The organism is Klebsiella oxytoca, assembly GCF_009707385.1.
GTDB classification, from domain to species: Bacteria; Pseudomonadota; Gammaproteobacteria; order Enterobacterales; family Enterobacteriaceae; genus Klebsiella; species Klebsiella oxytoca_C.
Genome location: NZ_CP046115.1, coordinates 1,517,497 through 1,537,441 on the forward strand (window position 1 = coordinate 1,517,497; position 19,945 = coordinate 1,537,441).

Annotated in this window: 17 protein-coding genes; 7 read left to right on the forward strand and 10 right to left on the reverse strand. The window is 57.3% G+C overall.

Annotated features, from left to right (window positions below):
• Positions 1-307: 307 nt before the first annotated feature.
• Entirely contained in the window at positions 308-706 is a 399-nt protein-coding gene (locus GJ746_RS07060; RefSeq protein WP_154682661.1) for an NUDIX hydrolase, read from the reverse strand.
• 247 nt (positions 707-953) lie between these two features.
• Between GJ746_RS07060 and GJ746_RS07065 the strand changes: the two genes are divergently transcribed.
• The gene (locus GJ746_RS07065) at positions 954-1,934 is read left to right on the forward strand and encodes a LacI family DNA-binding transcriptional regulator (RefSeq protein WP_154679556.1); all 981 of its coding nucleotides are present in this window, start codon (positions 954-956) and stop codon (positions 1,932-1,934) included.
• 5 nt (positions 1,935-1,939) lie between these two features.
• Here GJ746_RS07065 and GJ746_RS07070 read toward each other — a convergent pair whose 3' ends face one another.
• Together GJ746_RS07070 and GJ746_RS07075 are read right to left on the reverse strand one after the other, a co-directional pair.
• The gene (locus GJ746_RS07070) at positions 1,940-3,184 is read right to left on the reverse strand and encodes a mechanosensitive ion channel family protein (protein WP_154679557.1); all 1,245 of its coding nucleotides are present in this window, start codon (positions 3,182-3,184) and stop codon (positions 1,940-1,942) included.
• 77 nt (positions 3,185-3,261) lie between these two features.
• Positions 3,262-4,689, reverse strand: a complete 1,428-nt coding sequence (locus GJ746_RS07075) for an MFS transporter (RefSeq protein WP_154679558.1) — start codon at positions 4,687-4,689, stop codon at positions 3,262-3,264.
• A gap of 109 nt (positions 4,690-4,798) precedes the next feature.
• Between GJ746_RS07075 and GJ746_RS07080 the strand changes: the two genes are divergently transcribed.
• Positions 4,799-5,665 carry a helix-turn-helix transcriptional regulator gene (locus tag GJ746_RS07080; protein WP_154679559.1) on the forward strand — a complete coding sequence of 289 codons (867 nt, stop codon included), beginning with the start codon at positions 4,799-4,801 and terminating at the stop codon, positions 5,663-5,665.
• A 175-nt stretch (positions 5,666-5,840) separates the two neighbouring features.
• Here GJ746_RS07080 and nfsB read toward each other — a convergent pair whose 3' ends face one another.
• The 3 genes from nfsB to GJ746_RS07095 form a co-directional block, all read right to left on the reverse strand.
• Positions 5,841-6,494: an oxygen-insensitive NAD(P)H nitroreductase gene (gene nfsB, locus GJ746_RS07085; RefSeq protein ID WP_154679560.1), complete on the reverse strand. Its 654-nt coding sequence runs from the start codon at positions 6,492-6,494 to the stop codon at positions 5,841-5,843.
• Positions 6,495-6,612: 118 nt separating this feature from the next.
• Complete coding sequence (locus GJ746_RS07090) at positions 6,613-6,981, reverse strand: MmcQ/YjbR family DNA-binding protein (RefSeq protein ID WP_154679561.1); 369 nt, start codon at positions 6,979-6,981, stop codon at positions 6,613-6,615.
• Positions 6,981-7,562 carry a TetR/AcrR family transcriptional regulator gene (locus GJ746_RS07095; protein WP_154679562.1) on the reverse strand — a complete coding sequence of 194 codons (582 nt, stop codon included), beginning with the start codon at positions 7,560-7,562 and terminating at the stop codon, positions 6,981-6,983. The genes GJ746_RS07090 and GJ746_RS07095 overlap by 1 nt, the downstream gene beginning before the upstream one ends.
• A gap of 190 nt (positions 7,563-7,752) precedes the next feature.
• Here GJ746_RS07095 and GJ746_RS07100 point away from each other — a divergent pair, with 190 nt between their 5' ends.
• Together GJ746_RS07100 and GJ746_RS07105 are read left to right on the forward strand one after the other, a co-directional pair.
• Positions 7,753-8,853 (forward strand): MBL fold metallo-hydrolase, encoded by a 1,101-nt coding sequence (locus GJ746_RS07100; RefSeq protein WP_154679563.1) that lies wholly within the window; start codon positions 7,753-7,755, stop codon positions 8,851-8,853.
• A 32-nt stretch (positions 8,854-8,885) separates the two neighbouring features.
• Complete coding sequence (locus GJ746_RS07105) at positions 8,886-9,227, forward strand: RamA family antibiotic efflux transcriptional regulator (protein WP_004848570.1); 342 nt, start codon at positions 8,886-8,888, stop codon at positions 9,225-9,227.
• 36 nt (positions 9,228-9,263) lie between these two features.
• Here the strand turns inward: GJ746_RS07105 and GJ746_RS07110 are convergent, their stop codons facing one another.
• Positions 9,264-9,554 carry a hypothetical protein gene (locus GJ746_RS07110; RefSeq protein ID WP_154679564.1) on the reverse strand — a complete coding sequence of 97 codons (291 nt, stop codon included), beginning with the start codon at positions 9,552-9,554 and terminating at the stop codon, positions 9,264-9,266.
• The gene (locus GJ746_RS07115; RefSeq protein ID WP_154679565.1) at positions 9,530-9,772 is read right to left on the reverse strand and encodes a DUF1158 domain-containing protein; all 243 of its coding nucleotides are present in this window, start codon (positions 9,770-9,772) and stop codon (positions 9,530-9,532) included. Before GJ746_RS07115 ends, GJ746_RS07110 begins: the two co-directional genes overlap by 25 nt.
• Positions 9,773-10,275: 503 nt before the next feature.
• Here GJ746_RS07115 and GJ746_RS07120 point away from each other — a divergent pair.
• The 3 genes from GJ746_RS07120 to GJ746_RS07130 all read left to right on the forward strand — a co-directional run bounded on the left by GJ746_RS07120 (position 10,276) and on the right by GJ746_RS07130 (position 17,389).
• Entirely contained in the window at positions 10,276-12,990 is a 2,715-nt protein-coding gene (locus GJ746_RS07120) for a cation-transporting P-type ATPase (protein WP_154682662.1), read from the forward strand.
• Between the two features lie 210 nt (positions 12,991-13,200).
• Positions 13,201-14,286: an efflux RND transporter periplasmic adaptor subunit gene (locus GJ746_RS07125; RefSeq protein ID WP_154679566.1), complete on the forward strand. Its 1,086-nt coding sequence runs from the start codon at positions 13,201-13,203 to the stop codon at positions 14,284-14,286.
• 10 nt (positions 14,287-14,296) lie between these two features.
• Positions 14,297-17,389, forward strand: coding sequence for an efflux RND transporter permease subunit (locus tag GJ746_RS07130; RefSeq protein WP_154679567.1), 3,093 nt, complete (start codon positions 14,297-14,299; stop codon positions 17,387-17,389).
• 487 nt (positions 17,390-17,876) lie between these two features.
• Here the strand turns inward: GJ746_RS07130 and GJ746_RS07135 are convergent, their stop codons facing one another.
• Together GJ746_RS07135 and GJ746_RS07140 are read right to left on the reverse strand one after the other, a co-directional pair.
• Positions 17,877-18,596, reverse strand: a complete 720-nt coding sequence (locus GJ746_RS07135) for a phosphodiester glycosidase family protein (RefSeq protein ID WP_154679568.1) — start codon at positions 18,594-18,596, stop codon at positions 17,877-17,879.
• 52 nt (positions 18,597-18,648) lie between these two features.
• On the reverse strand, positions 18,649-19,764 hold the full coding sequence (locus GJ746_RS07140; RefSeq protein WP_154679569.1) for a YbdK family carboxylate-amine ligase: 1,116 nt from the start codon (positions 19,762-19,764) through the stop codon (positions 18,649-18,651).
• Positions 19,765-19,945 lie beyond the last annotated feature (181 nt).

Here is a 19,945-nt window from a genome sequence, read left to right on the forward strand (position 1 = left end):
ATAACGTTCAGGTGAGGTCCACCTCTGCCTGAACTTGCCCGGGAACGCGCGAAAAGTGAACGGTACGGGCAGATAGGGCTAGCAAGTGTTCAGCGGGGCTTCAAACATAAGGGGGAGAGTAAGGAGAAATCCATCCGCGAGGCGGTAAGTGGGGGCATAGTCACTTATTGCTTCAGGACAGGCTGGGTTCTTCTGCAGAGGCCATGGGGGGCGGCACTCTTATACAGGAAGAGAAAACGTCAGGGTTATCAGGTATTGGTTGCTTGTGGCTGGCAAGCAGCCAATACCCTCGATAGGTTGCGGGAAACTACAGTTCTTGCAGTAGCGGCAATACATGGTTTTCAGTCAGCGGGGCGAGCTTAACAGGCTGGCCTTGATTAGGCTTAAACCAGATGACCTCCTCAATTTCTGCCGTTGGTTCAAAGCGAGTCCTTTCGGTTGGTATATGAAAGATATCCGCAGAGACGAGATGACCCGGTTCGTTAGCAGCAAGATCAGTAAAATGGCCTATTGGTTCCAGTTCGTCCGAAGAAACGATAAAGCTGAGCTCTTCTTTTAGCTCGCGGATAAGCGCGGCATCCGGGCGCTCTCCGATTTCTGGTTTTCCTCCAGGCTGCATAAAGTATTCCGTGCCGCGCTTTCTGACTAAAAGGCAACGTCCCTCGCCGTCGGTGATAATCGCCGCTGCAATATTAATTTTTTCCATTGTATTCAATGTATTCCCCATGTTCGAACAATGTTCCACCAGCGTGTTGACTCAGCCTGTTATGATAACTCACTAAGCATGCTAATCAATCCCGTACCCTGGCGTAGTATTGTGCTGACGGCCTCCGATTTTGCGGCCATCACTGACAACAAGAAACTCAGGCGGGGTTGCCTTTGCTGGCGGCGCGGACGGGGCTCATTTATGATAGCCTGCGAAAAATAACGTCTATGCGGGAAGTGTAGCCTCTATGTCAATTCAGAAAATCGCTCGCCTGGCGGGCGTCTCGGTGGCGACGGTGTCGCGGGTATTGAATAACAGCGACACGGTGAAAGCGAAGAATCGCGAACGTGTGCTACAGGCTATCAAAGAGAGTAACTACCAGCCGAATCTGCTGGCCCGCCAGCTGCGTACGGCCCGCAGCAATATGATTCTGGTGATGGTCTCTAATATCGCCAACCCCTTTTGCGCCGAGGTCGTCAAAGGTATTGAAGAAGAGGCGGAAAAGAACGGCTATCGCATCCTGCTGTGTAATTCCGGTTCAGATCTCGACCGTTCCACGTCCGGTCTGCAGCTGCTCTCCGGAAAAATGGTCGACGGCATTATCACCATGAACGCGCTCTCCAGTCTGCCGGAGCTCACCACCATGATTGGCGACGCGCCTTGGGTTCAGTGCGCTGAATATGCCGATAACGGCACTATCTCCTGCGTGGGCATCAACGATGTTGATGCATCGCAGGGCGCGGTTTCCCGGCTGGCCGACGCCGGGCGCCGACGCATTGCTTTAATCAACCACGATCTCAGCTATCGTTATTCCCGTCTGCGCGAACGCGGCTATAAAAGCGTGCTGCACGTTCGCCAGCTGGATTATCAACGGGTGACCTACGCCAGCGACCTGAGCGCCGCTGCCGGTACCAAAGCGATGGAGGAGCTACTGGCGCAGGAAGAGCGGCCGGACGCGGTGTTTGCCGTCTCTGATTCGCTGGCGGCCGGGGCCCTGCGGGCAATCGCGCGGGCCGGATTGCGAGTCCCGGAAGATATTGCGGTGATTGGCTTTGATGGTACAGAGCTTGCGGAAGTCGTATCGCCGCAGCTGACTACCGTGGAGCAGCCTTCACGCGCGATTGGCCGTACGGCGGTGACATTATTGATGAAGAGAATCGATAATCCAGACGCTGCGGTCGAGCGGGTGATGATGGACTGGCGCGTGATCTCCCGCGCCAGTGCCTGAGCATGTTACGGTGAAACTGTGCCCGCCAGCGAACGGATATCGTTGCCGGTGGGGGACTGATGAATGCGCAGGCCGAACTCGTCAACCACGGCAAATACGTGATCGAAAATATCCGCCTGAATGCTCTCATACTCTGCCCACACCACGGTGTTGGTGAAGCAGTAAATCTCAATCGGCAGGCCGTTGGCATCCGGAGCCAGCTGGCGAACCATCAGCGTCATATCCTTACGAATGCGCGAATGGTTGCGTAAGTACTCCTGTAAATAGGCGCGGAAGGTGCCGATATTAGTCATTTTGCGCTGGTTCAGCACCGACTGGTCGCTGGCGTTCTGCTGATTCCACAGGCTAATTTCCTGATGGCGTGAATCCATATACGGTTTCAGCAGCCGAGCCTGAATCAGGCGCTGCTGCTCATGTTCATCAAGAAAATGAATGCTGGTGGTATCAATATTCAGACTCCGTTTAATACGTCTCCCGCCGGATGCCGACATGCCGCTCCAGTTTTTAAACGAGTCGGAAACCAGCGACCAGGTGGGGATCGTGGTGATGGTATTATCCCAGTTGCGCACCTTCACCGTGGTCAGACCGATATCGATCACCGCACCGTCGGCGCCGTATTTCGGCATCTCCAGCCAGTCACCGAGTTTGAGCATATTGTTGGCTGAGAGCTGAATACCGGCCACCAGACCAAGAATCGGGTCTTTGAATACCAGCATCAGGACCGCGGCCATGGCCCCGAGGCCGCTGATGAGAATCGCCGGCGACTGGCCAATCAGCAATGAGATAACCAGAATGCCGACGATAATCGCGCAGACCAGCTTAATTCCCTGAAATATTCCTTTGAGCGGAAGCTGAGAGGCGGTGGCGAATTTCTGCGATAAATTGAACACCACATCCAGCAGCGAAAAGAAGGACAGCATCGCATATATCATCACCCACAGCTGCGCGCAGGTGGTGAGTATTTCCGCAGCCTCACTGCCTTTTTGCAGCCATAAAACCGCCTGCACGTTGACGATAATCCCCTGCAGGGTAAAGGCCAGACGGTGAAACAGTTTGTTCTGCGTAATAATTTGCAGCCACAAATGGCTACTGGCCTGCGCTCGCTTTTCGAAGGTTCGCAGCACGACTTTGTGCAGAATAAGGTGCACAACAATCGCCGTCAGAAGAATAATTCCAAAGATAATAATGAGGGAGGTGGTGGGGGTAATGGTGATGCCTAATGCGGCGATTTGCGATATTAATTCCTGCATAACGTCTCCTGTACATCCAGCGGTTATGATGACCGCAGGATGTCTATTATGCAAATCTCAGGTTACGCCGATGTGAATTATGGCGCTATCACCGCCGGGCGAACGTTAAGGTGATGACGTAGCCACAGCGCGATGGCGCCTAATGTCAGCATCATGGCGACTTCAACCGCAAGAAAATCGATCAGCGCCCGCGGATAGTCGCCGCCGCTGCGATGAGCAAGGGTTAAGAATAGCGACCCGAGAATAGCCGGACCCAGCCCCAGGGTCGCCTGCTGCAGAGTGCTGAGAATGGCGCTTCCCGCCCCGGCGTCGCTGGTGCTGATATCGCGCATCCCGATGCGGTAAAAGCTATTGACGATAAGCGCCTGCCCATAGCCGATCAGCGCCGTAGACGGTACCAGCGTCAGAGTGCTGGTCTCGAGCCCGAGGCGGTAGAAGGTCGCGCTCAGCAGCAGCAGGCCGGCAATCTGCACCGACAGGCCAATCAACAAAATGCGGCCCATGGCGTAGCGGGCAATCAGCTTCGGCGCGTATAGCGCAGAGATAAAATAGGCCACGCCGAGAGCGATAAAGCTATTTCCGGACTGCCACGGCGCCATCCCCAGGCCGGCCTGCATGGTCAGCGCCATGCAGAACATAAACCCGGACCAGGCGCTGAAAAAGAGCAGAGCGATGGCCATGCCGAAACGAATGCTGGTGAGCTTCAGCAGGCGAGGCGGCAATAGCGGCTGTTCGCCGCGCTGCTGCTTACCCAGCGCGCTGGCCCGCATCCAGACCAGCAGCGGCAGCACCGCGGCCAGCATCAGCTGAAGCGTCCACGGCCAGTGCAGCTCCGGCCCCAGCGCCATCGGGAACAGCAGGCAGCAGAGGATCAGCGCCAGGCTGAAGGTGCCCTGCCAGTCGATGCGTGAATGCGCGTCGCGCCGGGTTTCCGGGACATATCGCGGGCTTAAGGCCAGCACCAGCAGGCAGATTGGGACGTTAATAAAGAACGCGTTGCGCCAGCCCAAACCGGCGATATCCGCCGACACCAGCCAGCCTCCGCCCATCTGACCAACAATAAAGGCGATACCGCCAATACCGCCGTACAGACTGATGGCCCGGGCGTGGGCTGCGCCTTTCAGGGTGATATGTAGCGTGGCGAGGATTTGCGGCACGATCAGCGCCGCGCCGACGCCCTGTAAGGTACGCGCCGCCAGTAAAGTGTTGATGGTGTTCGCCATTCCGCACAGCAGAGAGGCGACGCCAAAAATTGCCACCCCCCACATAAACAGCCGACGGCGTCCGTAGTTATCGCCAAGTTTGCTGCCCATCGCCAGGCAGACGGCAAAGGCGACGCCGTACAGCGCGACGATCAGCTCCAGCTGCGTGGCGCTGGCGCTCAGCGAGTGGGTGATGGAGTCCAGCGCGACGTTAGCGATTGAAGTGTCGATCAGCGGCAGCATCTGGCCAGCCAACAGGAGGAATAAACCGGCGCGGCCGGGTGAAACAGCAGACGAATTCATCGGATCTCTCCATTGCGTCATTCAGCGGATAGCCGTAGCATCACCGATAAATTAAACGGGTACCAGTTCCTGCTTATACTGGTATTGGTACTACCATGCTGGAGGTTTTATGACCACGATGCCGCAACGTGAATCGACGAGCGCCGTGCCCGATGATCGCCGTAAACAGCTTGGGGCGTTTTTACGCGCCCGCCGCGAAAGCCTCGATCCGCAGCGCCTGGGATTGCCCCGGGTTGGCAGACGGCGTACGCCGGGCCTGCGTCGGGAAGAAGTGGCGATGCTGGCGGATGTCGGCGTAACCTGGTACACCTGGCTTGAGCAGGGGCGGGAGGTGAATCCATCCGGGACGGTGCTGGTGGGCGTGGCGAACGCGCTGCAGTGCAGCCCGCTGGAGACCCGGCATCTGTTCGTGCTCGCCGGCCTGACCCCGCCGGAAGCCACTCAGGTTACGATTTGTGAAGGCATCAGCCCCGGCACCCGGCGGATGCTTGATAGCCTGATGCCGCAGCCCGCCAGCATTCAGAAGCCGAGCTTTGATATTGTGGCCTGGAACGACAGCTTCTGCCGCCTGATGGGTATCGACTTCGCCACCATTCCGGAAGAAGATCGCAACTGCATTTATCTCTATCTGACTAACGACACCTGGCGCAGCCGGATCGAAAATCGCGATGTGCTGGCGACGTTTGTCTCCTATTTCCGCGCGGCGATGGCGGAGCACCGCGGCGATCCGCTGTGGGAGAATAAGCTGGCGCGCTTTTTCGCCGCCTCGGCGGAGTTCGAGACGCTCTGGCATCAGCGTTATGAAGTGCGCGGGGTGGAGAATCAGGTAAAAAATTTCAACCATCCGCAGCTCGGACGTTTTAGCCTGCAGCAGATGTACTGGTATTCGGCTCCGCGCAACGGTTCGCGTCTGCTGGTCTACTTACCAATGGATGAAGCGGGGGAGCGGGCGCTGGCGTGGCTGGATAAACAATAATGACAGGACAGGTTGTGGTTTTGTCGCCCGGATAAGGTGCCCGTCGCAATCCGGGGATGACCCTGTGGCAATAACATGGTCATGTAAGAGCAAACGCAGGGGGAAAAATCCCTCTCCCGCAGGGAGAGAGGGAACACCGGCACGGTTTTTACTTCCCTGGACGCGCCAGGGGAGATTAAATCTCGGTAATTGTCGTCGCCTGCGGCAGGCGAGATTTTGGCAGGGCGGCGTTGAAGTCTTCAACGCTATGATGCCCAACCGGCACTACCACCAGGCTGGTATAGCCCTGAGCTTTCAGGTCGAATTCGCTATCAAGAATCGCGAAATCGACGCCTTCAATTGGCACCGCGTCCAGGCCCATCGCCGCAACGCCAAGCAGGAAATTGCCGACGTTCAGATAAACCTGTTTCGCCATCCACTGATCGTCATCATGCAGCTCTTTGCGGTGCATATCGGCAAAGAAGGTGCGGCCTTTATGGTTAGCGGCTTTCGCCTCGGCATTAGCGAAGCGGCCATCGGCCTCTTCCTGATCGACCACGCGCTCCAGCCAGGCGTCATCCATCGCGGTTTTCGCGCAGAAAACCACCACGTGGGACGCATCGAGAATTTTACGTTCATTAAATACGTAGGTGCCGCTCGCCGCTTTGGCGATACGCGCTTTGCCTTCATCGGTACTGGCGACGATAAAATGCCACGGCTGGGAGTTGGTGCTTGACGGGCTGTACTGCAGCAGCGTTTTCAGGTTTTCCGCCTGTTCAGCAGTCAGCTTTTTAGTGGCGTCAAATGCCTTGGTGGAGTAGCGCTTTAAGGCAACTGATACGATATCCATACTCTTCCTCACTGTTTACAACCCCTTGCGGGTGCTTTACGTGCAGGAAGAGTACAGCGATGTCGGGCAAATGATAAGAGGCAAAAATGCGATAACACTTATCGCGCTGCGCTGAAAATCACGCCGGGCGCAGCCGATGCTGCTCTTTTTTGCTGAGTTTATCGACCACCTGATTCCACGAATCATTGATCAGCTCCGCCAGCAGATCTTCACTGATATCTTCGCCGGGAACCACGGTGATCCAGTGCTTTTTATTCATGTGATAGCCGGGCTCAACGCTGCGGTATATCGCCTGATGAAGCAGCGATTTTTGCGGATCGCACTTAAGGTTGACCAGGGCTCTGCCGCGAATCGTCATGGTCAGCATAAAAATGCGCCCGCCGACTTTAAACGCGTCGTACTCCGGGCCAAAAGGCCAGCAGTGTTCGGTAAAAGGGAACTCCAGCGCGATACGATGCGCGTGGTCATGCAGCGAGCGAGCGTCCATTAGTCCGTTTCCTCATGCAGCGCCTGCCACATCGCTTCAAAGCCTAATGCAATGAGCTCCTTTGAGCGCAGCGGATCGTTACTGGCGTATTCGATAGTGGTTTCAGCAAGCGATAAAAACAGCGCATCGCCAAAAGTGCGATAGGCATCGCTTAGAAAGATAGGTTTTACCGAAAGCTGACATATCTCGTTGAGCTCGGGGAACATTTCTTGCACCCGGGTACGCGTTTCATCGGTAATTCTTTCGCTGAGGGACATCCGGCGGATCGCCTGATGCTCCATCGGCTTATGCATGCCCCAGTTGATATAGCTATTCCAGATGTTGCGCGCGTTCTCTTTCGGACGGGATTCGGTCAGGTCAAGACTGGAGACCATCACCTTCACTAAACCGGCCTTAATGGAGAGATAAAGCTCGTTTATCAGATCGTCCTTGGTGGCAAAGTAGCGAAACAGCGTACCCTCGGCCACCCCGGCATTGCGGGCGATAGCAGAGGTTGAGGCGGCGATTCCCGATTGGGCAAAGGCGGTGGTGGCGGCCTCCAGCAACGCTTGCTTTTTATCTTCACTCTTAGGACGAGCCACTACAATTTACCTCACAGGTTATAAAACCACGATCTAAGCATGCCTGATATGGGCACTGCAACGTTGTCTGTCAAAATTTGAAAATCGTCTTGACGGCTTTCAGCTTCTTCCTAATAATGAGTGCTTACTCACTCATAATCAAGCCTTATAACAAAAACCTCCAGGAAGGAGGATTTCGCCAGGTCAGGATATGAACCGTGTCATTTTCAGCGTGGTCGCCATCATGTTATTAGCGTCAGCAACAACATTGCCGTTTGTGTTAAATGCCGGGTTTGGTAAAGCGCCGCAGGGCGCACAGCTCAGCCTGGTGGAACAGTCGCCGCACTATCACGACGGTCAGTTTCATAATCAGCTTCCGACGCCGGGCTTTACCGGGCAAAAAAATATGCTCGCCGCGTGGTGGGAGTTTCTCGTCGCCAAACGCGAGAACGCCAGACCGGCCCAGCCGCTGCCGTTGGTGAACACCGATCTGGCCAGCCTGCCTGCAGGACAGGACGTTATGGTTTGGTTAGGACACTCATCCTGGTATCTGCAGCTTGCGGGTAAACGCATTCTGATTGACCCGGTGTTTAGTAACTATGCGGCACCATTCTCGTTCATTAATAAAGCGTTTCCTGGGGACTACCCGTGGCAGGCGGAAGGGATGCCGGACATCGATCTGCTGATTATTTCGCACGATCACTACGACCATCTCGACTACGCCACCATCAAAGCGCTGATGCCGAAAGTTAAACGCGTAGTGACGCCATTGGGCGTTGGTTCACACCTGCGCTACTGGGGAGTGGAAAGCGCGATGATCAGCGAAGCGGACTGGAACCAGTCGGTGCAGGTGAGCGATGAGTTGACGGTACACGTCCTGCCGGCGCGCCACTTTTCCGGGCGTGGCCTGAAACGCAACCAGACCCTGTGGGCCAGCTTTATGTTCGTCACGCCGCAGCAGAAGATTTACTACAGCGGCGATAGCGGCTACGGGCCGCACTTTAAAGCCATTGGCGAACAGTTTGGTGAAGTCGATCTGGCCGTCATGGAAAACGGTCAGTATGACCAGGACTGGAAGTTCATCCATATGATGCCGGAAGAGACGGCGCAAGCCGCTGACGATGTTCGGGCCCGCGCGGTACTGCCGGGCCATGCCGGACGCTTTGTGCTGGCAAAACACACGTGGGACGATCCGTATAAACGGCTGGCTGAGGCCAGCAAAGGGAGATCCTGGCGGCTATTGACGCCAATGTTGGGCGAGCCGGTTTGGGTCGCTGATAAAACGCAATCATTTAACGCCTGGTGGCGATAACGATGAGAGCGCTTCAGGAGGAGAGAGGACATATGACTATTTCCGCTCAGGTCATTGATACTATCGTCGAGTGGATTGATGATAATTTGCATCAACCGCTCCGCATTGACGATATTGCGCGCCATGCCGGTTACTCGAAATGGCATTTGCAACGCCTGTTTTTACAATACAAAGGGGAGAGCCTTGGACGCTATATCCGCGAGCGTAAGCTGCTGCTGGCGGCACGCGACCTGCGCGATACCGATCAGCGGGTCTACGATATTTGCCTGAAATACGGCTTTGACTCGCAGCAAACCTTTACCCGCATTTTCACCCGTACGTTTAACCAGCCGCCGGGCGCCTATCGTAAAGAGAATCATAGCCGCGCGCACTGAAAAACGTCCGTCGGAGACGACCGGCGGACGTTTTTCTTACCTGCCATAGCTCACACCATCGCCGTAATCGTTCTTAATGCCCGGAAGCAGGCGCACGAGGCCATCTATTGGGTGGCCGCGGTAATTGTTGGCGTTGATCTGCACTTGTACCCGTTTCAGGCCCGGGCTTAATTCATCTGATTCGTGGCTGACCATCGCGTCAGATAAATCGCTCGTCGGTACCTGTCTGGCTACAGCGGGTAAATTCGACACCAGCGGCCATGATGCCGCCGCCTGGCGCTGGTTAACGTACCGGCCTGATGCTAAAGGGAAAACCAGCGACGCCATACCCAGCGCAGCACCAGGTATTCAATAGCGCCAAGCGCTAAGAACCACAGACAAAAAATCAGCGTATAAAGCTGGTTGAGATCCATCAGATGGAACGTCTCAACCAGCTTTTGCGCCAGCGTCAGGCCCAGCGAGGGCGCCGGTAGCAGCAGGCAGGAAAGCAAAGCCAGCAAGAGAATACCGGCGGCACTTAAGAGCGTTTCTAGCGGATGTTTCATTATTTGTTAATCATCAGTTAAAAACATATTGTCCGGTAAAAAGAGAGTCAATGCAATATAGTTTCGCACGGAATTAAAATAAGCTTTAAGTATTATATTTAATCACCTTCACTCATTCCGATGTTAATTAATTTAGGCTTATTTGTGATTAAGTTAATTACTCCTGACTGTAAATTAACGTCATTATTAAGCCAGCGCTTTTACAAAAGTATAGGTGCTATATCCCACCAGAGTGGCGATAATGATGGCTAGCAGTATGTACAGCACCAGACGGCGTCCGCGGTAGATTCCAAACATAGTAGACCTCGTTTAGTTTCGGTTTATTAATATACTGCAATAGTTGTTTTATAGAATTAACTTACCACAATTTTTGTATTTGCGAGAGATTAAATATTGTCCAGGTTCAAATTATCACTCGCGACTTTTAAATTTTTCTCATTGGCCCGGGATGATTCCAGGCTTTCCGCCTTAAGGAATTTTAAGGGAGATATATTTTGACCAAAATGATCAAAACTAATAATACCACCCCCTCAGGGGATGCAGCGCCACGCCGGGCATATCAGCAGACGGTTGATGCGGTGCTGGCGCAGAAAAAAAGCCATTCCAATGGGCTCAGCTCTGCTGAAGCCGCCGATCGTCTGAAGACCTTTGGTCCGAACGCTTTACCAGAGAAGAAAGGTAAACCCGCCTGGCTGCGCTTTCTTGCCCACTTTAACGACGTCCTGATTTTTGTCCTGCTGGCCGCCGCCGCGCTCACGGCGATAATGGGCCACTGGGTCGATACCCTGGTTATCCTTGGCGTTACGGTGATCAACGCCCTGATCGGCCATATCCAGGAGAGCAATGCTGAAAAATCGCTGCAGGTCATTCGCAATATGCTCTCCAGCGATACGCGCGTACAGCGCAACGGTAAACATGAAACCATTCCCACCCGCGACCTGGTTCCGGGCGATATTGTGATCCTGCGCGCGGGCGACCGCGTTCCTGCCGATCTGCGCCTGATTGAAGCCCATAATCTGCGGGTTGAAGAAGCGATTTTGACCGGCGAGTCGACGGTAGTGGATAAAAACACCGACGCGCTGGAAGGCGAACTGCCGCTGGGTGACCGCACCAACATGCTCTTCTCCGGCACCACCATCAGCGCCGGGGGCGGCGTGGGCGTAGTCACCGCAACCGGTCAGGAGACCGAGCTCGGCCACATCAACCAGATGATGGCGGGCATTGAGAAGCACCGCACGCCTCTGCTGGTGCAGATGGACAAGCTCGGCAAAGCGATTTTCGTCATCATCCTGGCGATGATGGCGGCGCTATTCGTCTTTAGTCTGGCGCTGCGCGACATTCCTCTCGGCGAGCTGCTGCTCTCGCTGATTAGCCTGGCGGTGGCCGCCGTGCCGGAAGGTTTACCGGCGATTATCTCAATTATTCTCTCCCTTGGCGTACAGGCGATGGCGCGTCAGCGGGCGATAATCCGCAAGCTGCCAACGGTTGAAACCCTGGGGGCGATGACCGTGGTGTGCTCGGATAAAACCGGTACTCTGACGATGAACGAGATGACCGTCAAAGCCATCATTACCGCCGACTGCTGCTACCGCATCGACGGCGACAGCTACGAGCCGCAGGGTAACATCTACCTGGAAGGCAGCAATGAACCGGTGCAGATTAAACCGGGAAGCGTGCTGGAAACTTACCTGCGCACCATCGACCTGTGTAACGACAGCCAGTTGATTCAGGATGAGCGCGGCCTGTGGGGCATTACCGGCGGGCCGACCGAAGGGGCGCTGAAGGTGCTGGCGGCAAAAGCGCAGCTGAAACCTGTCGACGCGCGCCTGGTGTCGAAAATCCCGTTCGACTCGCAGTACAAGTACATGGCGACCCTGCAGAAAATGGGCGACGTTGAGCAGGTGCTGATCACCGGCGCGCCGGACGTGATTTTCGCGATGTGCCGCCAGCAGATGGGCAAGCAGGGGACGGCGCCGTTCGATCGTCAGTACTGGGAAGAGGAGATGGCGCGCTTTGCCCGTCAGGGCCTGCGTATGGTCGCCGCCGCGCACAAGCCGGCCAACGTCGGCAGCACCACCCTGAGCCACGACGATCTCCGCGAAGGGCTGGTCTTCCTCGGCATTGCCGGGATGATGGACCCGCCGCGTCCGGAGGCGATTGATGCCATCCAGGCCTGCCAGAACGCCGGGATCCGCGTAAAAATGATCACCGGCGATCATCCGCAGACGGCGATGAGCATCGGCCAGATGCTGGGGATCACCAACAGCAGCCAGGCGATGACCGGCTACCAGCTTGAGCACATGGACGATGGCGAACTGGCGAAAGCCGCCGTTGAGTACGATATCTTTGCCCGCACCAGCCCGGAGCACAAACTGCGGCTGGTGAAAGCGCTGCAGGATAACGGTGAAGTGGTCGGCATGACCGGCGACGGCGTTAACGACGCACCGGCGCTGCGTCAGGCCGATGTTGGTATCGCCATGGGGATTAAAGGTACCGAGGTGACCAAAGAGGCCGCTGACATGGTCCTGACCGATGACAACTTTGCCACCATCGCCGGTTCGGTTAAAGAGGGGCGTCGGGTCTACGACAACCTGAAAAAGACCATTCTCTTTATTATGCCAACCAACCTGGCGCAGGGGCTGCTGATTATCATCGCCCTGCTGGCGGGAAATATTATTCCGCTGACGCCGGTGCTGATTTTGTGGATGAACATGGCGACCTCCGCCACGCTCTCCTTCGGCCTCGCTTTTGAAGCCGCCGAGCGCAACGCCATGAACCGCCCGCCGCGTAAAACCGGCCAGCACGTCATGGATGCCTTCGCCGTCTGGCGGGTTGCCTTCGTCGGTACGATGATCGCCGTCGCTGCCTTTGTTCTGGAAGCCTGGCTGGCGCCGCGCGGCCACAGTCCGGAGTTTATCCGCACCGTGCTGCTGCAGATGCTGGTCACCGCGCAGTGGGTGTACATGATTAACTGCCGCAGCAGCGACAGCTTCTCGCTGAGCATGGGGCTGCTGCGCAATAAGGGCATCTGGCTGGTAAGCGGCGTGCTGCTGCTGATGCAGCTGGTCATCATCTATGTGCCGGTGATGCAGACGATGTTTGGCACCGAAGGGCTGCCGCTGCGCTACTGGTTTGTCACTCTGGTTATCGGTATCGCAATGTTCCTGGTGGTGGAAGTCGAGAAGCGCCTGACCCGTCGTTTCCGCAAAACCGCGTAGTTTGCTGAGCCGTCCGGCGCCCCTTTCCTGGAGGAAGAGGGCACTGCGGAAATAATCTGCGGAAATAAAAAGCTGGAACGATGTTCTCCCCCTCCCGTCGGGGAGGGGGAAACGTCCTGCGGTTATTTTTACTACACAACAGTGCGTAATTTACCGGGAATCCCTCCTCCTGCAGGAGAGGGGACGCCGCATCGTCGTAAGGAATTCCTCATGAATAAGATCTTCCGTTCAGCTCTGCTGGCCTGTGGCCTGGCAGGCTACGCGCTAACGACCGCCGCCGCTACACCGGCCGTTCCGGTGCGCGTTGTCACCGTTGAGCAAGAACCGTATGCCAGCGAAAGGCAAATCTCGGGCCGCGTTGAGGCCATTCATTCCGTTGCTATTCGCGCCCGTACCGAAGGCAAGATTGTGCAGCGGCATTTTCAGGACGGGCAGTACGTTAATAAAGGCGATCTGCTGTTTACGCTGGATGACGCCCAGCCGAAAGCCGCGCTGGCGCTGGCACAGGCCGAGCTGAAAAGCGCGCAGGCCTCGCTCCGCCAGGCCCAGCAGCTGCTCAACCGCTACCAGCAGCTAAAAAATAATCACTCAATCAGCCGCAATGACGTTGATACCGCGCAGATGCAGCGCGATGTTGCCGCCGCCGCCGTGGAGCAGGCGCAGGCGCGCATTGCCGCCCAGCACATTACGCTCGGCTACACTCGTCTCACTTCACCGGTCACCGGACGCGTCGGCCATAGCGCGTTTCACGTCGGCAGCCTGGTGAATCCCGCCAGCGGCGTGCTGGTCGACGTGGTCCAGCTCGACCCCATTCGCGTGGCTTTCTCGCTGGATGAAACCGCGTTTTTCGCGAAGGCGGGCCAGCATACCGATATCGCCGCGTTGAAGCAGGCGTGGCTGGCGCAGGTCGATATCGATGGACGGCGTGAAGACGGCGTGCTGACTTCCGTCGATAACCGTATCGATAGCCGCACCGCCAGCGTGGCGTTGCGTGCTGAATTCGCTAATCCCCAACATCGCCTGCTGCCCGGCGGCAACGTGGTGGTTTTCTTCCGCCCGCAGCAGCTTGATGAGGCTCCGATGATCCCCGCTTCTGCGTTACAGCAGGATGCGCTGGGCTTCTATACCTGGGTGCTGAAGCCGGACAACACGGTGGCGATGCGCCGTTTGGCACCGGTAGGCCAACACGGCCAGCGCTTCGTGGTCGCGGAAGGTTTGAAAGCGGGCGATCGCGTCGTGACGGAGGGCGCTCAGCGCCTGCGGGACGGCGTGACCGTTCAACTGCTGAATGATTAAGGGAGAGGGAATGCTAACGTTCTTTATCCGTCGTCCACGCTTTGCGATGGTGATTGCGTTGCTGATGACCTTCGTCGGCGCGGTATCGCTGAAGCTAATCCCCGTCGAGCAGTATCCGCAGATTACGCCACCGGTCATTAACGTTAGCGCCAGCTGGCCGGGAGCCAGCGCGGCGGACGTAGCGGAAGCCATCGCCGCGCCGCTGGAGACCCAGCTCAACGGCGTTGACCATATGCTGTATATGGAGTCTACCAGCTCCGATGAGGGAACCTACAGTCTGAGCCTGACCTTTGCCGCCGGTACCGATGCCGATTTAGCCGCGATCGATGTGCAAAACCGCGTCTCGCAGGCGGTAGCGCAGCTTCCTGCCGACGTGCAGCAGAACGGCGTGCAGGTGCGCAAGCGGGCGACGAATCTGCTGATGGGCGTTAGTCTCTACTCGCCGCTCGGCAGCCTGTCGCCGCTGTTTGTCAGCAACTATGCCAGTACCCAGGTGCGTGAGGCGCTGGCGCGTCTGCCGGGCGTCGGTGAAGTACAGATGTTCGGCGCGCGCGACTACAGCATGCGTATCTGGCTACGCCCCGATCGTATGAACGCGCTTAATATCACCAGCGACGATATCTTCCTGGCGCTGCGCGAGCAGAATGTGCAGGGTGCTGCGGGGCAGGTGGGGACGCCGCCGGTGTTCAACGGCCAGCAGCAGACCCTGACCATCAACGGTATTGGTCGCCTGAGTGACGCTGCCGGTTTCAGGCAGATTGTGATTCGCAGCGGTGAAGGCGGCCAGCTGGTACGCCTGTCTGACGTAGCGACCATTGAGCTGGGCGCGCGCAGCTACAGCTCCGGCGCGCAGCTCAATGGCAAAGACTCCGCTTATCTCGGTATTTATCCGACGCCTGCCGCCAACGCCCTGCAGGTGGCCAGCGCGGTGCGCGCCGAGCTGACCCGGCTGCACGCGCGCTTCCCGGCGGATCTCACCTGGGAAGTGAAGTTTGACACCACCCGCTTCGTCTCGGCGACGATCGAAGAGATCGGCGTGTCGCTGGCGCTGACCCTGCTGGCGGTGGTGGTGGTGGTCTCGCTGTTCCTGCAAAGCTGGCGGGCCACGCTGATTGTTGCCCTGGCTATTCCGGTATCGCTTATCGGTACTTTCGCCGTGCTCTATTCGCTGGGCTACAGCGCCAATACCCTGAGCCTGTTCGCGATAATCCTCGCTCTGACCATGGTGGTGGATGACGCCATCGTGGTGGTTGAGAGCGTGGAAAGCAAAATGGCAGAGGGGCTGGGACGGAAGGCCGCCACCGCCGAGGCGCTGCGGCAAATCGCCGGGCCGGTGATCGCCACGACTCTGGTGCTGCTGGCGGTATTTGTTCCGGTGGCGATGCTGCCGGGCATCGTTGGCGAGCTGTATCGCCAGTTCGCCGTGACGTTATCGACGGCGGTGACGCTGTCGAGCGTGGTGGCGCTGACGCTGACGCCAGCGCTGTGCGCGCTGCTGCTGCGTCCGCGTCCGGAGCGTCCTGCCGCTATCTGGCGCGGTTTTAACCGCGGTCTGGATAAGGTGCGCGATGGTTACGGGCGTCTGGTAGGGGGCATGAATCGTCGCTCCTGGCTGGCGCTGGCGGCGACGGCTATGGCTGGCGGGCTGGTGGTTTTTAGCTTTGCTACCATGCCGAAGGGCTTTCTGCCGCAGGAGGATCAGGGCTACTTCTTTGCCAGCGTGCAGCTGCCTGAAGCCGCTTCGCTGGAGCGCACTGAAGCGGTGATGGCCCAGGCGCGCGAATTGCTGCTGTTGAATCCGGCGGTTGAGGATGTGATTCAGGTATCGGGTTTTAATATTCTCAACGGCACCAGCGCTTCGAACGGTGGTTTTATCTCGGTAATGCTGAAGGACTGGCATCAGCGTCCGCCGCTGGAAGCGGTGATGGAAAAACTTCAGGGCCAGCTGATGGGGCTGCCGGAAGCGACGATGATGACTTTTGCGCCGCCGACGCTGCCGGGGCTGGGTAACGCCTCCGGGTTTAATTTACGCATTCTGGCACAGGCCGGGCAATCTGCGGCGGAGCTGGAGCGGGTGACGCATCAGGTGCTGCGGATGGCCAACCAGCATCCGCAGCTGAGCCGGGTGTTTACGACCTGGAGCAGCAACGTACCGCAGCTGACGCTTGAGGTTGACCGCGATCGCGCGGCGCGGTTGAACGTGCCGGTCGCGAGGATTTTCAGCAGCCTGCAGACCGCGTTTGGCGGCACCCGCGCCGGCGATTTCAGCATCAACAATCGCGTTTACCATGTGGTGATGCAAAACGAAATGCAGTGGCGCGAGCGTGCGGAGCAGATTAGCGAGCTTTACGTGCGCAGCGACAGCGGCGAGCGGATTCGTCTGAGTAATCTGGTGACGATTACGCCAACGGTAGGCGCGCCTTTCCTTCAGCAATATAACCAGTTTCCGTCGGTATCGGTGAGCGGTTCAGCGGCGGAAGGCGTCAGCAGCCGTACGGCGATGGCTGTGATGACGCAGATCCTGCAGGCGAATCTGCCGCATGGTTATGATTTTGCCTGGAGCGGGATCTCCTGGCAGGAGCAGCAGACCGGCAATCAGGCTGTGTGGATCGTACTGGCGGCGGTAGTGATGGCGTGGCTGTTCCTTGTTGCCCAGTATGAAAGCTGGACGCTGCCGGCGAGCGTGATGCTGTCGGTGCTGTTCGCCATCGGCGGGTCGCTGCTGTGGCTGTGGTGGGCCGGTTATGCTAACGACGTGTACGTGCAGATTGGGCTGGTGCTGTTGATCGCGCTGGCGGCGAAAAACGCGATTTTGATCGTCGAGTTTGCCAGAGCGAAGCGCGAAGAGGGGATGTCGATAGTCGACGCCGCCCGCGAAGGGGCCACCCGCCGTTTCCGCGCGGTGATGATGACGGCGGTCTCTTTTATCATCGGTATCATGCCGATGATGCTCGCCACCGGCGCCGGGGCGCAGAGCCGACGGATTATCGGTACCACGGTGTTCAGCGGCATGCTGGTGGCGACGATAGTGGGTATTTTGTTTATTCCGTCTCTGTACGTGTTGTTCCAGCGTCTGCGCGAGTGGGCCCACCGCCGGATGTAGGTGGGCTCGGGTTTGGTAGCGCCGCCTCAGGGGAGATTTTCATGCAGCTACGGATATATTTCTGAAACAACGTGATATGCAGCGATGCCCTGGCCCCCGCTGAAATCGGCGAACCGGAGGCCCGAAGACAAGGGCTGGCCGCCAGGGATGGCGGACAGAGGCGAATCGAGACAGTGATGTCGAGTTGAGCCGACCGCAGGCTGAGGTCCGGGAGGTGAGCGCAGTGCGCAGCACCGATTTCTTTGCGGGACCGCGGGGATTGTAAAGGGGGAGACGGTTTTCTCCCCCTTTACCCGTTCACGTACCACGGTGAGACATTTTCTGCGGAATAATAGTGAACGGAACCCCTCACCGCCCTCCCGGAGGCGGCGCTGCCGCGCCTGTCCGGGCTACCTAATCTGCTTCCCTCAGGCACCGGGCCTGGAAATCCCGGGTCGCGGCGTAAACGCCTTACCCGGGCTACTCCCCGCAAAGGATGTTATGCCGATTACCTGCTCTCCACCGCGATCATAGTGACGAACGGATGGTACTGCCACGGCACGCTGCCACCTTTCTGGTACATCTTCGAAATGGTGCCGTCGAGATACAGCATCTGGCGCACGTTGAGCTTTGACTGCGCGTAGCAGGCGAAATCGTAGAAGTTGGTTTCGCGCTGGCTGAGCATAAATACCACTTTACCATCGCCGGTGATGCCTACACCGTTACGCAGCTTGCGCGAGCTGGCGGACGGCTTTAGCCGCCAGTTGATCTTGCCGTTTTCAATCAGCATTGGCCCGGACTGTACGGCGTATTGAATGGCCGGCGACGGCTTGAATTTATCGATGCTGACAATCCTCGCCTTTTGCCCTTGCAGATAAAATACCCCGCCAGGACGAATAAAAAAGTTGCCGCCGCCGGAGGCGCGGTTAAGCGGGGTCAGCTGCCTGCCTTTTTCGATATACAGCCCCAGCGGCGCGTAGGATTTATCATAAATTCCGCCGTTCATCGCCATCTGCACCTGTCCGCTGCGGTTGATATCCGCCAGCAAAGAGCGCAGCGATCCCCAGGCTTTGCCATCCTCTTTTTGCCAGTACATGACAATGCGTTCGCGCTGCGGATTAACGGTATAGCTTTGTAGCGTCAGCGACGGGTCGGACAGCGAGCATTTTCCGCTGGCGAAGGCGGGCAAAGATAACAGCAACAGCGGCAGAAGAGATGACAAGCGCACGGCAGAGTTCCAGACAGACGACGAAAACGCGCAGTATACCCTGTTATCGCCGCTACGCCGTCCAGATCTCGCAGTGCTTTTGCACCAGCCCGATTAACGATCCGCCGTTGGCGATAAACTCGCGCATCTGCTGCGGCTCGCTGCTTTCCTGCTTCGCCTGGCGCACAACCGCCTCCAGCGCGCTGCTGGCATTTAGCTTATGGGCGCTGGGCGCCAGTTTATCCGCCAGCTGTAAAATCTCTTCGCGAAAGGTTTGCTGTTCGCCGCTGTTCACGTCGGTATTGATCCCGTCCAAACCATAGCGGCAGGCCTGGTAGCGGTTGAAGGGGTAGAGCAGATAATCTTCGGGCTGATGCTTGAACGGCCGCTCGGTCAGCAGCCAGCAGGCGATAATCTGAATAAATCCGGCGATATTCACCGCCTGGGCTATCGTCAGCGGCGTATCCATGACCCGTACTTCGACGGTGCCAAAGCGCGGGCTGGGGCGGATATCCCAGTGCAGATCCTTCATGCTATCGATCATGCTGGTATAGCTAAGACGACGAAACAGGCCGATAAAAGCCCGCCAGTTATTAACCCACGGCATCGGGCCGTTATCGGGATAAGCGGCAAAAAGGTTCAGCCGCGAACAGGCAAAGCCGCTATCCGCGCCGTCGAGCCAGGGCGATGCTGCATTCAGCGCGATAAAATGCGGCACGAAGCGCGACAGGCCGTGCACAAGATAAATTGCATCATCGCCGTTTTGGCACCCTACGTGCACGTGCTGGCCGAAGATCGTCGCCTGCTTCGCCAGATAGCCAAAGTGTTCGACGGTTTGCAGATAGCGCGGGTTATCGCTGATCTGCTGGCGCTGCCAGCTTTGAAACGGATGGGTTCCGCCGCCGCAGATTTGCAGATGATGGCGGGCGGCGGCGCGCAGCACCGCCTGTTGAATGGCGCCCAGCTGCGCCGTCGCCTGGTGGATATCGCGGCAAACGCCGGTGGCGATCTCCAGCATGCTTTCGGTGATGTCATGTTTGGCCTCGCCGGCTTTCAGCGTGCCCTGGACCTCGTCAATCAGCGCGGAAGAGTCCTGGCTTAAATCAAAGCCCGGCGGGTTGACGACCTGGAGCTCCAGCTCAATGCCGAGGGTAAACGGCTCCGAGCGGTGAAAATCAGGTAACGACATGGCGACTCCCCCTTTCTCTTTATCAGTAAGTATAGAAGACAACGCCTCAAACTGATGATTTGCCGAAGATTATGAATTTATTTTATAAAAAGTGACGCCCCGTGATTATTCCTTTGCGTAAAAAGTAAGACTGGTGCAATCCTGCAACATAATTCCCGTCAGCGGTGCAAAAAGATAAGGT